16 protein-coding genes are annotated in these 17067 nt (G+C 54.1%); 13 read left to right on the top strand and 3 right to left on the bottom strand.

Features of this window, described 5'->3' with window-relative positions:
- Positions 1 to 8 precede the first annotated feature (8 nt).
- The 8 genes from P156_RS0104580 to P156_RS0104545 are packed head-to-tail and all read left to right on the top strand — an operon-like array spanning position 9 to position 8645.
- A complete protein-coding gene (locus P156_RS0104580) occupies positions 9 to 881 on the top strand; it encodes a radical SAM protein (RefSeq protein WP_027869118.1) in 873 nt (290 codons plus the stop codon).
- A 29-nt stretch (positions 882 to 910) separates the two neighbouring features.
- Positions 911 to 2431, top strand: coding sequence for a B12-binding domain-containing radical SAM protein (locus tag P156_RS11585; protein ID WP_051600647.1), 1521 nt, complete (start codon positions 911 to 913; stop codon positions 2429 to 2431).
- The gene (locus P156_RS0104570) at positions 2428 to 3456 is read left to right on the top strand and encodes a lipopolysaccharide assembly protein LapB (protein ID WP_027869117.1); all 1029 of its coding nucleotides are present in this window, start codon (positions 2428 to 2430) and stop codon (positions 3454 to 3456) included. Before P156_RS11585 ends, P156_RS0104570 begins: the two co-directional genes overlap by 4 nt.
- A gap of 24 nt (positions 3457 to 3480) precedes the next feature.
- Complete coding sequence (locus P156_RS0104565; RefSeq protein WP_027869116.1) at positions 3481 to 4422, top strand: AEC family transporter; 942 nt, start codon at positions 3481 to 3483, stop codon at positions 4420 to 4422.
- Positions 4423 to 4441: 19 nt separating this feature from the next.
- Positions 4442 to 5107 carry a histidine phosphatase family protein gene (locus P156_RS11580; RefSeq protein ID WP_051600645.1) on the top strand — a complete coding sequence of 222 codons (666 nt, stop codon included), beginning with the start codon at positions 4442 to 4444 and terminating at the stop codon, positions 5105 to 5107.
- Complete coding sequence (gene iorA / locus P156_RS0104555) at positions 5107 to 6885, top strand: indolepyruvate ferredoxin oxidoreductase subunit alpha (protein ID WP_027869115.1); 1779 nt, start codon at positions 5107 to 5109, stop codon at positions 6883 to 6885. Before P156_RS11580 ends, iorA begins: the two co-directional genes overlap by 1 nt.
- Positions 6886 to 7461: an indolepyruvate oxidoreductase subunit beta gene (locus P156_RS0104550; protein WP_027869114.1), complete on the top strand. Its 576-nt coding sequence runs from the start codon at positions 6886 to 6888 to the stop codon at positions 7459 to 7461.
- The gene (locus tag P156_RS0104545; RefSeq protein ID WP_027869113.1) at positions 7458 to 8645 is read left to right on the top strand and encodes a pyridoxal phosphate-dependent aminotransferase; all 1188 of its coding nucleotides are present in this window, start codon (positions 7458 to 7460) and stop codon (positions 8643 to 8645) included. The genes P156_RS0104550 and P156_RS0104545 overlap by 4 nt, the downstream gene beginning before the upstream one ends.
- Positions 8646 to 8972: 327 nt before the next feature.
- Here the strand turns inward: P156_RS0104545 and P156_RS0104540 are convergent, their stop codons facing one another.
- Positions 8973 to 10304 (bottom strand): hypothetical protein, encoded by a 1332-nt coding sequence (locus tag P156_RS0104540; RefSeq protein WP_027869112.1) that lies wholly within the window; start codon positions 10302 to 10304, stop codon positions 8973 to 8975.
- A gap of 27 nt (positions 10305 to 10331) precedes the next feature.
- Positions 10332 to 11108 (bottom strand): PHP domain-containing protein, encoded by a 777-nt coding sequence (locus P156_RS11575; protein WP_034802236.1) that lies wholly within the window; start codon positions 11106 to 11108, stop codon positions 10332 to 10334.
- A gap of 86 nt (positions 11109 to 11194) precedes the next feature.
- On the opposite strand from P156_RS11575, the gene P156_RS11570 reads away from it, so the two are divergent.
- From P156_RS11570 to P156_RS0104510, 5 genes are read left to right on the top strand one after another with little or no spacing between them, the layout of a single operon-like run.
- Positions 11195 to 11785, top strand: a complete 591-nt coding sequence (locus tag P156_RS11570; protein WP_051600643.1) for an NAD(P)H-dependent oxidoreductase — start codon at positions 11195 to 11197, stop codon at positions 11783 to 11785.
- A gap of 2 nt (positions 11786 to 11787) precedes the next feature.
- Positions 11788 to 12054, top strand: coding sequence for a TIGR03905 family TSCPD domain-containing protein (locus P156_RS0104525; RefSeq protein WP_027869111.1), 267 nt, complete (start codon positions 11788 to 11790; stop codon positions 12052 to 12054).
- A 30-nt stretch (positions 12055 to 12084) separates the two neighbouring features.
- On the top strand, positions 12085 to 13299 hold the full coding sequence (locus P156_RS0104520; RefSeq protein WP_027869110.1) for a MalY/PatB family protein: 1215 nt from the start codon (positions 12085 to 12087) through the stop codon (positions 13297 to 13299).
- Between the two features lie 22 nt (positions 13300 to 13321).
- A complete protein-coding gene (locus P156_RS0104515) occupies positions 13322 to 14017 on the top strand; it encodes a L,D-transpeptidase family protein (RefSeq protein WP_027869109.1) in 696 nt (231 codons plus the stop codon).
- A gap of 12 nt (positions 14018 to 14029) precedes the next feature.
- A complete protein-coding gene (locus tag P156_RS0104510) occupies positions 14030 to 14341 on the top strand; it encodes a heavy metal-binding domain-containing protein (RefSeq protein ID WP_027869108.1) in 312 nt (103 codons plus the stop codon).
- A 74-nt stretch (positions 14342 to 14415) separates the two neighbouring features.
- On the opposite strand, the gene P156_RS0104505 is transcribed toward P156_RS0104510, so the two are convergent.
- Positions 14416 to 16986 (bottom strand): cation-translocating P-type ATPase, encoded by a 2571-nt coding sequence (locus tag P156_RS0104505; RefSeq protein ID WP_027869107.1) that lies wholly within the window; start codon positions 16984 to 16986, stop codon positions 14416 to 14418.
- Positions 16987 to 17067: the final 81 nt, after the last annotated feature.

The raw sequence follows: 17067 nt of genomic DNA, 5'->3' as shown, positions 1-17067 counted from the left end.
AATCAGATTTGAGATACGAGGGTGACATATTCAGACCTCCCAGCGAAGCATACAGTCTGCTGGTCCAGGTGACCATCGGGTGCACGCACAACAAGTGCACCTTCTGCAGCATGTTTAAAGACAAGAAGTTTCGGGTGCGCGACGTACAGGAAGTCTTTGAGGATCTGGAGGATGCGCGCAGGACTTACCGCTATGTGGAGAGGGTGTTTCTCTGCGACGGGGATGCGCTGTGCCTGTCGAACAACAGGATGCTCCCCATCCTGGACAAGGTCCGGGAACTCTTCCCGGAGTGCAAACGTGTGAACGTGTATGGCAATGCCAAGGACGTGTTGCACAAAACTCTCGACGAGCTCAAAGAGCTTCGGGAGCACGGACTGGAGATGGTCTATCTGGGAGCGGAGTCCGGCTCAGATAAGGTCCTGCAGGATATTTGTAAGGGGGTCAATGCGGAGCAGCTGATCGAGGCGGTCCATAAGATCGAATATGCGGGGATCAAGGCTTCTGTGACCTTTATCTCCGGGCTTGCCGGCAAAGCGGGATGGCGGGAGCACGCTATCGAGACCGGCAAGATGGTATCCCGGATGAACGCCAGTTATGTGGCGTTGCTTACCCTGATGCTGGATCCACGTGCTCCCATCACGGGACAGATCCAGCGGGGAGAACTGGAGTTGCTTTCTCCCGAAGAGGTGGTGGCAGAAACTTATCTGATGCTGGAACACATGAACCCCACCAAGCCATGCGTTTTCCGGAGCAACCATGCTTCCAATTACCTGTCTCTGAAGGGAAATCTGCCTCAGGACAAAGAAAAACTGATGGCCAAGCTGCGTCGTGCCATGGAAGACACGGATATGCTGAAGGACGAGAGGTTCCGCATGCTATAGTTGCATGCTGACTCAGAGAGGTGGAAGTCATGAGAGTGCTTCTGACAACATTGAATGCGAAATACATTCACTCCAATCTGGCACTAAAGTATGTCTACTGTCTGCTGACAGAGGCCAATCTGGACGTGGATGTACATATAGAGGAGTTCACCATCAACAACGAACAGGCCCTGATCTACAACAAGATCCTGCGTGAGGGATACGATCTGGTATGCTTTTCCTGCTATATCTGGAACATCGAGTCTATCCGCACTCTGAGCCGCAACCTGAAAAAGGCCAGGCCGGACATGAAGATCCTGATGGCAGGTCCTGAGGTGAGCTACGACAGTCTGGAGTTCATGTATCAGAACCCCTGGATCGATTATATCATCAGCGGGGAAGGGGAGAAGGATCTGGTGGATTTCGTCCGGGCATTCGCTGAAGGCAGGAAGGATCTCAGACAGGTACACAGCCTCTGGTACTGGGATGGGAAATATGTAGAGAATACACAGGAAGGCCCACCGGTCTCCTTGGACGATCTGCCATTTCCATATACGTATATGGAACTGGAGGACAACAAGATCATCTACTACGAAGCCTCCCGGGGATGTCCCTTCCACTGCAGTTACTGTCTGTCCGCCGTGTCAGACGGAGTAAGGCCGGTATCCATGGAGAAGCTGCGCCGTGACATCGGCTACTTCTTATACAAAGCTGTGCCCCAGGTCAAGTTTCTGGACAGAACCTTCAATTACGACGGTGCCAGGGCCAGAGAAATCTGGCGTTTCCTGATGGACAGGGATAATGGTGTGACCAATTTTCATTTTGAGATCTGTGCGGATCTGCTGGGAGAGGAGGATTTCCGCCTGCTCAGGGAAGCAAGGAAAGGGCTGTTTCAGTTCGAGGTAGGGGTCCAGAGCACCGATGAGGCGGCACTGGGCTTTGTGCGCCGGAAGAACGTGACCGAGAAAACACTGGCGAACATCCGCTCTCTGGCGGCGCTTGGAAACGCCCATGTACATGCGGATCTGATCGCGGGGCTTCCGGGGGAGGATTACCATACCTTTGGCAAGTCCTTTGATCAGCTATACGCCTGCAGGGCGGATCATCTGCAGCTGGGATTTCTGAAGCTTCTGAAGGGCACGCCGCTGCGGGAATCGGCTTTTGAACACGACTACGTATACATGGAGGAGGCTCCCTACGAGGTGATCGCGAGCCGCTATATGCGCTCCATCGACCTGGCCAAGCTGAAGATGGTGGCCAAGGTACTGGATCTGTTCCACAACCGGGGCGGTTTTCAGCGGACCCTTGCAGGATTCTGTGAGGAGATGTCTCTGACGCCATTCCACATGTATGAGATGTTGGCGGATCACTATTTTGGAAAAGGGTATGATATGGCTGCCCACAAGAAGGAAGATCTTTATCGGATCATCCACCAGGTGGCCGAGAGATATGAGGATCGCTATCCGGGACTTCTGGCGAAGATAGAGCGTTATCTGTCACTGGACATGATCGATACGCTGAAACCCGAGGTAGTAGATAGATTTATGAGAAAAGGCTGGACGATAAGATGAGTGAGAATCAGAAGGAAATCAAAGACCGGATCGGTGGATACCTGATCCCCCGAATCGAGAACGAGTACCTGTTCGACGAGCTGTCGGACAGCTACCTGGAGAAGGCGGGGATTGCTGATATCCTTGCGGGGGTGCCGGTACCCATCAAGAAAACAGAGTTGGAAGGGCTTTCGACGGTGAACATCGCCCGGAACATGTCCTTCGTGATCGGTTGCGATGTGAATTTCCGTTACAGAGAGAACTATATTGCATATATCCTCAGGACCTTCACAAAGGAATTCCTGAAGCCTCTGATCAATGAGGGTGTGGATCTGGCTTCCCACGATTATTTTGAGCAGGCTTGCGCGCTGTTTCGGGCGGCCCTGTTGATGGATCCGGACAACAAGGATGCCCTGTATTGCTACGGGAGAGCTTGCAGGGATGCCTACGAGAACGGGGACAGCGAGGAGTATGTGGCCCGGTTCAAGGCGGAGTCTCTGGAGGCTTTTGAGAAGCTGACGCTGAAGGCACCGGATTTCGATATGGGGTTTTATTTCCTGGGATTTGGTTACGTGAACATGGGACTTTATACCAAGGCCCGCCTCACATGGGAGGAGTTCATGAAACTGTCCACAGATGATACGCTGCGGGAGGAGATCCAGCCTCTTCTGGATAAGCTGGTGGAACCCTGCCGGATCGAAGAGGGCTACAACTGTGTGCTCAGTGGCCGGTTCGAGGAGGGCATCGCCATCCTGTCGGATTACGAGGAGGACAGTCGGTTCAACCGCTGGTGGCCCCTCTGGCACTATCTGGGCACGGCTTACAAGGGGCTGGAAATGCCGGAGGAAGCGGAGGAGAGATTCCGGAAGGTTCTGCAGTGCGCCCCCAGCAACACGGATGCCATGAAAGAACTGGTAGAGATCTACAAGGCCAGAGGCGATCAGGAGAAAGTAGAGAAATACGAAAAGAAAATCATGATCGTGGAGGAAAACGCGGAAAAAGACAGAGAGGAGAAACGCGAAGCGCAGATGCCGGGGCTTTCGTAAGCCCTGCATCGCGGAGGAGTCTGGATGCTGACAGTATTTCTGAAAGTACTCATGATATTTCTGATGGTGGGCGTCGGGTTCGCAGCCAACCGGACAGGCGTCCTTCCCAAGGAGTCCAACAAGTACCTGGTGGATCTACTTCTGGTGATCACCACGCCATGTATGGTGCTGGGCTCCATGGCAGAGAACAGGCTATCCGATGACGTGATCTGGACAACGCTCCAGGTGGTCATCGGGAGTTTTGTATTTTTTGCGGTGGTGTGGGTGCTGGCCGGCTTTGTGGTACGGCTGATGCGCTACGAACCGGCGGAGGACCGGGGCGTGATGATCTGCATCATCTGCGGGATCAACACCGGGTTTATGGGATTCCCAGTCACCAAAGCCATTTTTGGCAGCGAGTTCCTGTTCTATATGGTGATGGAGAATATCGTGCTGGGTGTTTACCTGTATTCTATCTCCATCATCCAACTGAATCAGGGCAGTTATAGCCGGGTGGATTGGAAGGTGGTGCTGGCTTCGCTGTGCAATATGTGTATGCTGGCCAGTCTGATCGGGGTCATATTGATGATCCTGGATATTCGTTTGCCGGCCTTCGCCCTCGATTTTTTCAACACGGTGGGCAATGCCACTGTGCCCGTCTCCATGATCGTGGTGGGGGTGCAGCTGGGAACGGCCAGCATACGTAAGATGCTGAAGAATTACAAGTTGATGATCGCTTCGCTGGTAAACGTGGTAGTCGTGCCTGTGCTGACCTTTCTGGCGGTGAACTGGCTGCCCATCACCTGGAAGGCGAAGGTGATCCTGATCCTTGCGGCAGCATTCCCCTGTGCGGTGGTGCTGACCGCTATGGCCATACGGGAACGAAAGAACGCAACGCTGATGGCGGAAGGCGTGGCTCTGACTACGCTGCTGTCTGTAGTGACGCTTCCAGTGTGCGTGATGTTTCTGATGTGGTACTATTTCTGATAGATGTAAGGAGGCGCATTTGACAACCAGGTTTATATTCGTTCGACATGGCGAGACAGAATGGAACAAAGACAGGAAATACCAGGGGATGAGTGATATCCCGCTGACGAAGCGTGGGCTGACCCAGGCGGGGTATGCCAGGGAGGCACTGAAGGACAGGCACATAGATGCCTGCTATTCCAGCCCGCTGAAACGGGCTTTTCGCACGGCAGAGGAGATCATGACCGAGCATGCTTCCGAGCCGGCAGCGATCTACGACCTGCATGAGCAGTGTCTTGGCGTCTGGGAAGGCATGTACGTAGATGATATCGCTACAAAGTATCCCGAGGAATTCCACAATTGGTGGTATGTGCCGTCCCGCAACAGGATCCCGGAAGGGGAGACCTTCCAGGAGACACAGGCGCGCATGGTCCGGGTGTTTCGACAACTCGAGGAGACGGAGCGCGGGCACAGCGTGCTGGTGGTGGCCCACATGGTCTGTCTGTCCACACTGTTGCTGCACATTGCAGGGTTACCCCTGGATGAGATCTGGCAGCATCCCATCAGCAACTGCGGCATATGCGAAGTGCTGGTGGAGGATAGCGTTCCCCGGATCACTGTATGGAATGAGAACAACCACCTGCCGGAGGAAGACCGACGGAAGCGGCCAGGCGGGTTTGATCCTAATAAGAAGGAGGAGTCTTAATGAGAAAACTATTGACAGGAGATGAAGCCATCGCCAGAGGCGCCTACGAAGCCGGTGTCCTGCACGCATCGGCTTATCCCGGTACCCCTAGCACGGAGATTCTGGAGAACATTGCCAGGTATCCGGAGATCTATGCGGAATGGGCACCTAACGAGAAGGTAGCCATGGAATCCGCAATCGGCGCTTCTATGGCGGGAGCCAGAAGCATGGCGTCCATGAAACATGTTGGTGTCAATGTGGCGGCAGACCCGTTGATGACTTTTGCCTACATGGGGGTAAACGGCGGCGCAGTACTGGTGACCGCAGACGAACCAGGAATGTTCTCCTCTCAGAATGAGCAGGACAACCGTAACTATGCCAAGATGGGGAAATTCCCCATGTTCGAACCTGCGGACAGCCAGGAGTGTCTGGATATGACCAAGGAAGCCTACGAGATGTCCGAAGCCTATAACGTCATCGCTATGATCCGCATGGTCACCCGGGTATGTCATTCTAAGTCTCTGGTGGAGTGCGGAGAAAGGAAGGAGGTCGGTGTCAAGGACTGGCAGCCTGACCCCATGAAGTACGTAGCTCTGCCGGCTCACTCCAGGATCCTGAGAGTACAGATCGATGAACGCACAAGGAAACTGGCAGAATACAGCGAGCGGTCTCCCTTCAACCGGGTGGAGATGGCTGGTACAGAGGTAGGTGTCATCGCTTCAGGCGTAAGCTACTACTATGCGAAGGAGGTGTTCGGCAAGGAGGCTTCCTATCTGAAACTGGGATTTACCAATCCCATGCCGGAGCGTATGATCCGTGAGTTCTGTGAGAAGATGGAAACGGTTTATGTGGTAGAAGAGGACGACCCCTATATCGAGGAGTGCTGCCAGAGACTGGGATTTCAGGTCCATGGGAAGGATACCTTCCCTTCCTACGGAGAGATGACGCCGGACGTGCTGCGCAAAAGCCTCACCGGGAAGGAATTGCCTGAGGTTGAATATAACAAAGATATGGTCAATAAACGACCTCCATCGCTTTGTGCAGGATGCCCGCACCGGGGACTGTTCTACCGACTGGGAAAGCGCAAGGACATCATGATCTCTGGAGATATAGGTTGCTACACGCTGGCGGCTGGGGCGCCATACAACGCCATGAACTCTACTGTATGTATGGGAGCCAGCATCTCCGTTGGTCACGGTGCCCAGCAGGTCTGGAATCGTGCAGGGATCAAGCGAAAGGTGGTCACCGTGCTGGGAGATTCAACATTCTTCCACACCGGTGTGGAGTCGCTGATCAATACTGTTTACAATAATAGTAATACTATCAATATAATCCTGGACAACCGTATCACCGGAATGACCGGACACCAGCAGAATCCGGGCACTGGCTACACGGTGAAGGGAGAGCCTGCCGGAATGATCCGCATCGAAGACCTGGTAAAGGCCATGGGGATCAAATACGTGAAGGTCATCGACCCCAATGATCTGGCAGCGGTGGACGCGGCTCTGGACGCGTTCATGGAACTGGAGGAACCTTCGGTGATCATCACCAGATATCCTTGCGTGCTGAAGCAGTTCTCCCAGGAGGATCTGGACGAGTTCGAAGGGCTCTTTGCTACCAGAGATGTGGTGGATCAGGACACGTGCATCGGATGCAAGGTCTGTCAGGGAACAGGATGTCCGGCGCTGATCTACGACAAGGAAGCCGGCAAGGTGCGGATCGACAGCGCCAGCTGTGTGGGCTGCGATGTATGCGCCCAGGTATGTCCGGTGGATGCCATCGGCAAGGAGGTGAGATAGATGACCAGGAATATTCTGCTGACAGGGGTCGGTGGCCAGGGTACGATCCTCGCGGCCAAGATGTTGACCATTGGCCTTCTGGAGGAAGGCTACGATGTGAAGATGAGCGAGATCCACGGTATGAGCCAGCGAGGCGGCTCGGTCACCTCCCAGGTGCGCTACAGCGATGATCAGGTGTTCTCCCCGGTCATAGAGAAGGGGACGGCGGATATCATCGTTTCCTTTGAGAAGATGGAGGCTCTGCGGAACCTGGATTACATCAAACCAGGTGGAACGGTGGTGGTGAACAGCGAGGAGATCCCTTCCATGACCGTGCTTACCGGGGAGGAGGAGTACTCTCCCGCCGTCATGGACGAGATCCGCGGCGCTGTGAAGAACGTGACAGAGATCGACGCTTCTGGTCTTGCCAGAAATCTGGGGAATGTCAAGGCAGCCAACGTCATTCTGCTTGGGGCACTTGTGAAGGCCATGGGGCTGGACTCCATCGACTGGGAACGGATCATTCGGGAGAATGTGAAAGAGAAGTTCGTGGAATTGAATCTGAAGGCGTTTGAAGCCGGGAAGGCACAGCTATGATCGCAGAAAACATGAAGGCCAAGGTGGCGGGGAACTCAGTGATCCGCCAGATGTTCGAGGAAGGCAAGGCCATGGCGAAGGTCTACGGCGCGGAGAACGTGTATGACTTCAGCCTGGGGAATCCCAACGTCCCGGCACCGACCTCGGTGAACAAAGCCATCCTCGATATTCTGGAGAACGAGGATCCCCTGAAGGTCCATGGATATATGTCCAACGCGGGATTCGAGGAGACCCGGCAGGCCATCGCCGACGATCTGAATGCACGGTTTGGGACCTCCTACCGGCTGGAGAACGTGATCCTCACCGCCGGGGCTGGGTCGGCCATGAACATCGCCCTGAAGACCCTGCTGAATCCGGGGGACGAGGTGATGGTGTTCGCCCCTTATTTCGTAGAGTACAGGAACTACATTGGGAACTATTACGCGGAGACGGTGGAGGTGCCGCCTCTGGTGGACGGCAGCTTCCTGCCGGATGTGGCGGGGATGGAAGCGCACATCACAGAGAAGACCAAGGCAGTCATCCTGAATTCGCCCAATAACCCCACCGGGGTGATCTATCCAGTTTCGGTGATCCGGGAACTGGCGGCGGCGCTGCAGCGGGGGGCAGACCGGGTCGGCCATCCCATCTATATCATTTCGGATGAACCCTACCGGGAACTGGTCTACGGTGACCAGGAAGTGGCGCATCTGCCATCTTACTATGCAGACACAGTCATCGGATACTCCTTCAGCAAGTCTCTCTCCCTGCCCGGGGAGAGGCTGGGCTATCTGCTTGTGCCGGATGCCTCTCACGAGGCCGAGGAGTTTATCACGGCGGCTACCATCGCCAACCGAATCAGCGGCGTCGTCAACGCACCCTCGCTGATCCAGCTGGCCATCGCCCGCTGTTTGGAGGAGAAGGCGGACCTGGATTTCTATGCGAAGAACGGGGCTGCGCTGTACGACGGCCTTACCGGGATGGGCTACGAATGCCTGGAACCCCAGGGAGCGTTCTACCTGTGGGTAAAGGCACCCTGCGATGAGCATGATTTTGTGGTAGCGCTGAAGGAAGAGCACATCCTGGTGACACCGGGAAGTGCCTTCGCAGGACCGGGCTATGTGCGCATCTCCTACTGCGTAGCCCACGAGACCATTCTGAACTCCATGCCAGGATTCCGAAAGGTGATGGAGGCCTGTCAGCGGTAGCATCGGCCTTGATGAAACAGAAAGAGAAAACAAACCACCGAATGCGGATATGTCATCCGTAGTCGGTGGTTTGTTTGATAGTTTGGTTGGTTTCGCTGAATCGTTAGCAGGGTGTTAGTAGGGGAGTTGTATGATAAACAAAACGTTAATTAAACACTGAGTATGATATCGCTGTTTGTGAAGGCGGATGTACTATTTAAATCTTTTACGACTGTATGTATTCTAGTGCTTTTCATCACTTACATTATTCCATTTCCAGTTTTTGCTGGTCAAGCAGAAATACCTTCGAATGGACGTATTTGTTTTTCTCAAAGCCAGTAGGGGGATTTACACACGAAACACCGGCACGGTCCGCTCGTTCTCGTGGGCCACGATGATCCCATCGCCTTCCGCCATCCGCATCAGGATGCCGGAGAACCTGCCGTCGTAGACATACAGCCCTGGCATGTTCAGATAGGGATGCCACTGGCCGTCTCCCCAGCCGAAGTCGATGTTCTCCGTCAGATACTGCTGGCAGTACTCCTGGCAGATATACCCCTGTCCATAGAGTTCCTCCGTCAGGTGATTCCAGGATGCCTGGTCGTGTTCGTGGCCGGCGGCATAGATCCCCTTGGAGGCATAGGCGTCCATGGGCTTGATCATGTAGGCGTCCTTGTTGGACTGCACCTCCTCCAGGGAGATGAACTTCGAAGAGAATTCCAGCGTCAGTGGAATGTGGGCCTCTACGAAAGCGCGCTCTTCGCAGGTGAGGAATTGCTTTGTGCGGTCCAGATGCAGCACGTAGAACAACCACTTGGAGTGGATGACCTGGGTCATGAAAGCCCCTGCCAGGAACACCGCGTTCTCCCGCACCGCCTGCAGGAAGGGGGCGACTTCCTCATAGTGATCCATGATATCCGCGGTGACCGCCCGCCGGTAGACCGCGTCGATCGCGTGACCGGAAGGGGAGTACAGGACGCCATCCCGATAGGTCAGTTCCCGGATCTCGCAGATCTCGGCTTCCACGCCGGCCTTTTGGAAACGGCGCTGGAACTCCTGGAAATCAGGGATGGTGGCGTTCTCCAGGAAATCCACCATGGCGACGTAAGGATGCTCCTTGTGCCCGGGGTAGGTCTCATAGAGACGCAGGAAGGTCTCCACCCAGGTGTCGAAGAGCTCAAAGGGCCTGAGATCGTAGCGCTGGAGCACGGCCTGATGAGCCGGGTTCATGGAGAGGGCCTTCCCCATCTCCAGGTCCCGCAGCATGGCGGCAGTGCCGTCGGTGTTGATCTCGCAGAACTTGAAATCGCCGGTGTCTTCGTTGTAGAAAAGGTCGAAACGGGCGATGGGGAGCAGGCTGTCGTAGTGCTGCGGCAGCAGGATCAGTTCCTCCAGTTCCTTGCTGAAAGGGAACAAAGCCCTGTAGTCTTCGTGCTCCCGGTATTCCCGGATCACCTTCTGGAAGATCCCGTAGGTGATCGCAGCGATGTCTTCAAACTGCTGCAGTGTCTCTCCATCGAACACCTTGGGAATGTGGACAGTCTTGTCCAGTACGCCGTTCCACATAAGAGGGGAGTTCTCCAGGTGTTCCCGAATGGCGATTCCGGCCTGGCGGTTCTCTTCCATGTGCTCGCGGATGTGGTTGCAATAGGCTTGGTGTATTTCTTTTTGTAATCTCATCATTACCTCCTGTGATGATAGTATAGTTTAGTCTGGGATGTCCATTTTCTGTATCTTGTATTGCCGGTATGGATGGAACAACACGCCCACAGAGCGGTTCATGGCTCGGAAGGCGTAAGTGGTCACAGCCCAATAGCGCTTACGGTGTTTCTTCAGGAATTCCCGCTCTGTGCCTCCGTAGGCGATGATAGCACCTTCCTTGATGGCGCGGATCAGGTCGTTGTTGTTGCGGATAGGGCGGTCAAAATCCGTGAAGGCCATGCCGATGTACTCCGCGTCGTGGGCATCGGATCCTGCAGTGCAGGGGAGATCATAGGCTTCCGCCAGTTCCTGCGCACGGAGGTTGGCCTCTGACAATTCGCAGGTATTGAACCCCTCCAGAAAGTCAAATTCCTTCATGATATCCGGATTCTCCTGCATCTTCTTGAAGAACATGGCGCTGGAGGAGCGCATACCAAAGGGGTGGGCCGGTCCCAGCACGCCACCGTAGGCGTGTATCACCCGGATCAGCATCTCCACGGACATACCGCGGAAACGAAGAAGCCGCAGATGTACGTGGTTGGGCATGATCACCAGGAAATGCCCGGCATCCTTGGTATCGTATTCGATCCCCATCAGGACGGTGAAGCCCCGGGGCATGTATTTTCGTCTGTCCAGATAGTAGCGATAGCCACTGTAGGAGTCATGGTCTGTGACTAGCATACCGTCAAAGCCCCGCTCCTGAAGCAGCTGGATCCAGCGGCGGATTCCCACCTTGGAATCGATCGATCCTTCGCTGGTGTGACAATGCATATCGATTTTCATTTTGAATCCTCTATCATAATATTACATGTTTCAATTGTATTTTATACCACTCTTAGTGTATAATTGCAATAAGGAGATTTTGTGATATGAAAGAGAAGATTCGGTTAGTATTTATCAACAGCTGTATTTCAACACACCGATCTCGTACCAGACAGCTTTGTGAGGCTTGGTTAGAGATCTTCCGGGAGAAACATCACGAGGCAGTGATCGATGAGATCGACCTGTCGCAGGTGCACATCTCCCCCTTAGACAAAGCAGCCATCCTGCATCGTAATGATCTTATTGAGCAGGAAGCCTGGGAAGACCCCATGTTCGATCTGGCCCGACGGGTGAAGGCCGCGGACGAGATCCTGGTGGGCGCACCGTACTGGGACTGTTCCTTCCCCTCCATTCTGAAGGTGTTCATTGAGAATATCGTAGTGACAGGGCTCACGTTCCAGGAGACTGCGTTCGGTTACGAGGGGCTTTGTCCGGCGAAGAGGCTGACCTATATCACCACGGCCGGTGGGCCTATCGGAGACCTTGATCTGGGGTATGATTATCTCCGTGGGATCGGAAGGATGCTTGGCATCGAGGAATTCAGGGAATACAGAGTAGAAGGGCTGGACATTCAGGGCGCTGATGTACAGGCGCTGATGACGGCTGGACTGGAAGACATCTTGAAAGGAGAACGATAATTATGGCGGGATATGCGTTTAAGCCACAGGGCGTGTGTTCGAGACTGATCAATTTTGAACTGGATGGCGAGAAGAGGATCCATAATCTGCAATACGAAGGCGGATGCAATGGAAACCTGAAGGCGCTCGGCATCCTGCTGGAGGGCATGCCGGCGAAAGAGGCGGCAGACAAGCTTAGAGGAAATGACTGCGGTGGAAGAGGAACCTCCTGTGCAGATCAGCTGGCGCAGGCCCTGGACTATGTTCTGATCAACAACCCTACACAATAGAAATGCACTCACAGGAGGAAACAGACAGAAATGTCACCAAAATTTGATTTTACCAGTATATTGGATCGCCGTGGAATGGACGCTATCGCGGTCGCTCCGGAGGAGGATCCCTATGGCATCGCTCCCAAGGGAACGATTCGGGAAGGGTACGACCTGATCCCTATGTGGGTAGCGGACATGAACTTCCCCACAGTGCCTACCATCTCGGAAGAGATCATCCACCGGGCACAGCATCCTGCTTTCGGATATTTTGTGCCCCGAAAGGAGTATTTTGACAGCATCCTTCGCTGGCAGAGCATCCGATATGGGATGAAGGGGTTGGAACCGAAGCACATCGGGTACCAGAACGGTGTGATGGGCGGCATACTCAGCGCGCTGGAGGTGCTTTGTTCTTCGGGAGATAACGTGCTGGTGCACGCACCTACCTATGTGGGCTATCTGGAGGAAGTGAGCATGGCCGGGTACCATCTGATCAGCAGCGATCTCGTCAAAGACGCAGAGGGAATCTGGCGGATGGATTACGAGGATATGGAAGCGAAGATTCGGAAATATCACATTCATACGGTGATTTTCTGTTCGCCCCATAATCCTACCGGTCGGGTATGGAGCAGGGCTGAGTTGGAGCGGGCTTTTGAGATATTCCAACGGAATGATGTGTATGTGATCTCAGACGAGATCTGGTCGGATCTGACGTTGCGTGGGAATCAGCATATTCCGCTGCAGATGCTCTCGGAGGATGCCAGGCAGCGGACGATAGCTTTCTATGCGCCTTCCAAGACCTTCAATCTGGCAGGACTGATAGGAAGTTATCACATCGTGTTCAACGACTATCTTAGGGATCGTCTTCGCAGGCAGTCAATGCTGAGTGCGTACAACAATATGAACGTCCTTTCTATGTATGCTCTGATCGGCGGTTACAAGTCCGAAGGAGCAGAGTGGGTGGACGAGCTGCAACAGGTCTTGACGAAGAATATTGACTATGCGGTTGATCACATAAGGGCGCGCTATGAGGGGGTAGAGGTTTCCCGTCCGGAGGGAACGTACATGTTGCTGCTGGACTGCGGCGACTGGTTGAAAACTCGCAGGTGGACACTGGATGACCTGTTGCTGGCCGGCGTTGAGAGGGGCGTCCTTTGGCAGGACGGCCGGCAGTTCCACCGTGAAGATGCGATCCGTATGAACCTGGCGCTCCCATTCTCCAGAGTGGAGGAGGCGTTCCGCCGGTTAGACGAGGTATTTCTGTAACTGAAAGGGAAGGGGATAGAGAATGAGAAAACTTATTGCATTGTTGCTGGCGCTGGTTGTTCTGATCCTGCCTGCTGCCTCCTGGGCACAGGAGACAAGCACGCAGACAGCGCCGAACCCGCAACCAAAGACACGTTGGCAGAAGCTTCTGGACAGGTATCGTTATAATGACAAGGTCAGAGAAATCATGTTCGTCAAGTACACAGAAGGCTCCAACGCAAAATTCTACATGTACAAGAAGGGGGCAGATCACAAGTGGAGAAGGCAGATCAAGTGCAAGGCCTATGTAGGCAGAAACGGAATCTGCAGCAAGAAGAAAAAGGGCAGGGACGACTACAAGACGCCTACCGGCAATTACAAGATGCTCTGGGGCTTTGGGATCAAAAAGAACCCGGGCACGACCATGACCTATTATAAGGTCAAGCCCTATCACTACCTGTGCGCGGATCCCAAGTACTACAACCAGTTGATCAACATCAATGAGAAGCCGCACAACTGTTCGGGTGAGCATCTGATCGATTTCGGGAAGCCTTACTACTACGGTGCCAACTTCAACTATAACAAGAAGGGCAACTACAAACGGGATTACGCCATCTTCCTGCATTGTTTCAGCGGGAATCCGTACACCGGTGGCTGTATCTCCATCTCCCGGAAGAATATGATCAAGGCACTTCAGCTCATGGAGCCGGGAGCGCGGATCTGTATCTACAAGAAGTAAAGGAGAAACAATATGGTTTTACTGACGACGGAAGGAATACCGGGCCGGGAATACGAAGTGCTCGGAATGGTGAAGGGAAACACTGTACAGTCGAAACATCTGGGTAAGGATATCGGTGCAGGTTTGAAGACCCTGGTAGGTGGTGAACTGAAGGGCTATACGGAGATGCTCTCCGAGTCCAGAGAGGTGGCTACAGCACGCATGATACAGGAGGCCGAGTCTCTCGGAGCGAACGCGATCGTTGCGGTTCGGTACTCCTCAGCCTCAGTGATGGACGGGGCAGCAGAAGTCCTCGTTTACGGGACTGCCGTAAAGGTGAAATAGAAAAGAAAAAGGGGCGAAAGCCCCTTTTTTAGTACGCCAATGCGTTCTATATTTGATTTAAAAGAGATCTGCGATCAGCGATACCGGATCGCCTTGTATACCTGGATCACCAGTGTCGGTGCCAGAGACAATCCCCATACCCACATGAGCAGGTGAGGATTCAGCGGAGCGATGTTGAAAACATGGCTCAGCGGCTTCACCAGAAGCAGCAGGTGCAGAAGCAGGGCACCCAGACCAAACGCACCGATGCTGTACAGGTTGGTGGTCAGTCCCAGCTTGAAGATCCCAGCTCTTCCCCGGCAGTTGAAACCATGCCACAGTCTTGCCAGACACAGGGTCGAGAATGCCATGGTGGAGGCAGTTACCGCACCAAAGTCCACACCGCTGTCATCCAGCATATCTGTTCGTCCCCCCTGGAGGCCGATATAGAAGGCGATGATGGTGGCGATGGCGATGAGAACGCCCGTGGTCACGATCTCGGTCATGGTGGGACGGTTCAGCACGGACTCGTCGCGGGGACGAGGCTTGTCGTGGATCAGCGTCGGATCCGAAGGTTCCATGCTGATTGCCAGGGCAGGCAGGCTGTCTGTGATCAGGTTGATGAACAATAACTGCACCGCTGTGAAGGGGTTTGGCAGGGCCAGCAGGGATGCGTAGAGCACGGTGATGATCCCTGCGGCATTTCCCGACAGCAGGAACTTGATAGCGTTCTTGATATTGGCATAGATGTTTCGGCCGTTCAGCACCGACTTGATGATGGTGGCAAAATTGTCGTCTGTCAGGATCATAGAGGCGGAGTCTTTGGCCACCTCTGTTCCGGTGATGCCCATGGCTACACCTACGTCGGCACTCTTCAGAGCGGGGCCGTCGTTGACACCGTCGCCGGTCATGGCTACGATGTTGGCACGGTCCTGCCAGGCGTTCACGATACGGATCTTGTTATCCGGGGAGACGCGAGCGTAAACGGAGATGTGGGGTAGCTTTTCGGTCAGTTCTTCCTCGCTCATGCGGTCCAATTCCGGACCAGTGACCGCCAAATCCCCCTCCTGCATGATTCCGATGCGCCTTGCGATGGCAGAAGCGGTGATCTTATGGTCGCCGGTAATCATGATGGGCTTGATCCCTGCAGCAATACAATCAGACACAGCTTGTTTGGATTCCGGTCTGGGTGGATCCATCTCCGCCATGAGGCCGATGTATTCCAGATGATACTCATCATCGGTGGTCAGGTCCTTCGGTTCCTTATATACTCTCTGCGCAAAGGCCAGTACCCGAAGCCCTTCGTTGGACAGCCGGAAGTTCTCCTCAATGATCTCATCCTTCTCTGCTTCCGTCAGATTGGCACTGCGGGAGAGGATAACGTCCAGAGCGCCCTTGGTGAACATGATATAATGGTCATCAAATTTGTGTAGGGTGCTCATCAGCTTCCGGTCAGAGTCGAAGGGGACCTCTGACAGGCGCGGGTGTGCCGTCAGAACCTCATAATAGTCGTTGAAGTTGTTTCGGTAGTAATCTACAAAGGCAGTCTCCGTGGGATCTCCAACGGTGGTACCGTCTACGATGTGGGTGTCATTGGCGAGGATCGAAGCGATCAACAGGATCTGTTCCTGCTCCTTCCATTCGCTCTTGTATTCCACCGTCATTCGGTTTTGTGTCAGGGTGCCTGTCTTGTCAGAGCAGATGATGGACACACAGCCCAGCCCCTCGACAGCAGAAAGCTGCTTGATGATGGCGTTCTGATCAGCCATGCGGGAAGTGCCGATGGCCAGCGAGATGGTAATGATGGAGGACAAGGCCTCCGGAATGGCCGCGACCGCCAGGGCAACAGCAAACAGGAGCGCGTCCACAAAGCTTTGGCCCCGATAGAGGGACAGACCCAGCACCACGATGCAGATCAGGATGATGGCGATGGAGAGCTTCTTGCTGAAGTTGTCCATGGTGACCTGCAGAGGTGTCTTGCGCTCGCCGGTGTCGTTCATCAGGCCGGCGATGCGTCCAAGCTCTGTGTGCTGTCCAACAGCGGTGATGATGACCCTGGCTCTTCCGTAGGTGACCAGAGATCCGGAGAAGACCATGTTGCTCTGATCGCCCAGGGCCACCTCCTCCTGGATCAACTCGCTGGTTTTCTCTGCGCTCTCCGATTCCCCCGTGAGAGAAGACTCATTCACCTTCAGGGAGAAGTTCTCGATGATTCGACCATCTCCCGGAATGATATCCCCAGCCTCCAGCAGGACGATGTCGCCGCAGACCAGGTCTGCCGCATCGATGATCTGTTGCTCTCCATCCCGGATCACGCGAGCGGTGGGGGAGGAGAGTTTCTTCAGGCTTTCCAGAGATTTCTCCGCCTTGATAGTTTGGGCAGTACCCAGGATGGCATTCAGGATCAGGACGGCGATGATCACCAGGGTGCTTTCCAGGTTGCCGGTAGCAGCAGAGATCAGTGCCGCAACGATCAGGATGATCACCAGCAGATCCTTGAACTGCTCCAGAAAAATCTGCAGGGTGGATTTCGACTTCTTTTCCTGAAGTTTGTTTTCGCCGTATTGGGCGCGGTTCTCGGTCACGTGGGACAGGGTCAGGCCACTTTCGGTGGTGCCAAATTCCTGCATGATCTCCTTCGGTTTATGCGTGTAAAACTTGTCCATATTTCCTCCTCTTTTGTATTTTTTGAATATAGCACTTTTTCAGAGCGATTGCAAGGGACCAGACTGAAACCTTACATAATA

It is taken from the genome of Eubacterium sp. AB3007 (genome assembly GCF_000688015.1).
Lineage (GTDB): Bacteria > Bacillota > Clostridia > Peptostreptococcales > Anaerovoracaceae > Aminicella.
This window is presented reverse-complemented; position numbering and strand designations above follow the sequence as displayed.

Excerpts from the sequence above, each read along its gene's own strand:
- P156_RS11585 (WP_051600647.1), top strand. The coding sequence starts at position 911 with ATGAGAGTGCTTCTGACAACATTGAATGCGAAATACATTCACTCCAAT.
- P156_RS0104570 (WP_027869117.1), top strand. The coding sequence starts at position 2,428 with ATGAGTGAGAATCAGAAGGAAATCAAAGACCGGATCGGTGGATACCTG.
- P156_RS0104565 (WP_027869116.1), top strand. The coding sequence starts at position 3,481 with ATGCTGACAGTATTTCTGAAAGTACTCATGATATTTCTGATGGTGGGC.
- iorA (WP_027869115.1), top strand. The coding sequence starts at position 5,107 with ATGAGAAAACTATTGACAGGAGATGAAGCCATCGCCAGAGGCGCCTAC.
- P156_RS0104550 (WP_027869114.1), top strand. The coding sequence starts at position 6,886 with ATGACCAGGAATATTCTGCTGACAGGGGTCGGTGGCCAGGGTACGATC.
- P156_RS0104545 (WP_027869113.1), top strand. The coding sequence starts at position 7,458 with ATGATCGCAGAAAACATGAAGGCCAAGGTGGCGGGGAACTCAGTGATC.
- P156_RS0104540 (WP_027869112.1), bottom strand. The coding sequence starts at position 10,304 with ATGAGATTACAAAAAGAAATACACCAAGCCTATTGCAACCACATCCGC.
- P156_RS11575 (WP_034802236.1), bottom strand. The coding sequence starts at position 11,108 with ATGAAAATCGATATGCATTGTCACACCAGCGAAGGATCGATCGATTCC.
- P156_RS11570 (WP_051600643.1), top strand. The coding sequence starts at position 11,195 with ATGAAAGAGAAGATTCGGTTAGTATTTATCAACAGCTGTATTTCAACA.
- P156_RS0104525 (WP_027869111.1), top strand. The coding sequence starts at position 11,788 with ATGGCGGGATATGCGTTTAAGCCACAGGGCGTGTGTTCGAGACTGATC.
- P156_RS0104520 (WP_027869110.1), top strand. The coding sequence starts at position 12,085 with ATGTCACCAAAATTTGATTTTACCAGTATATTGGATCGCCGTGGAATG.
- P156_RS0104515 (WP_027869109.1), top strand. The coding sequence starts at position 13,322 with ATGAGAAAACTTATTGCATTGTTGCTGGCGCTGGTTGTTCTGATCCTG.
- P156_RS0104510 (WP_027869108.1), top strand. The coding sequence starts at position 14,030 with ATGGTTTTACTGACGACGGAAGGAATACCGGGCCGGGAATACGAAGTG.
- P156_RS0104505 (WP_027869107.1), bottom strand. The coding sequence starts at position 16,986 with ATGGACAAGTTTTACACGCATAAACCGAAGGAGATCATGCAGGAATTT.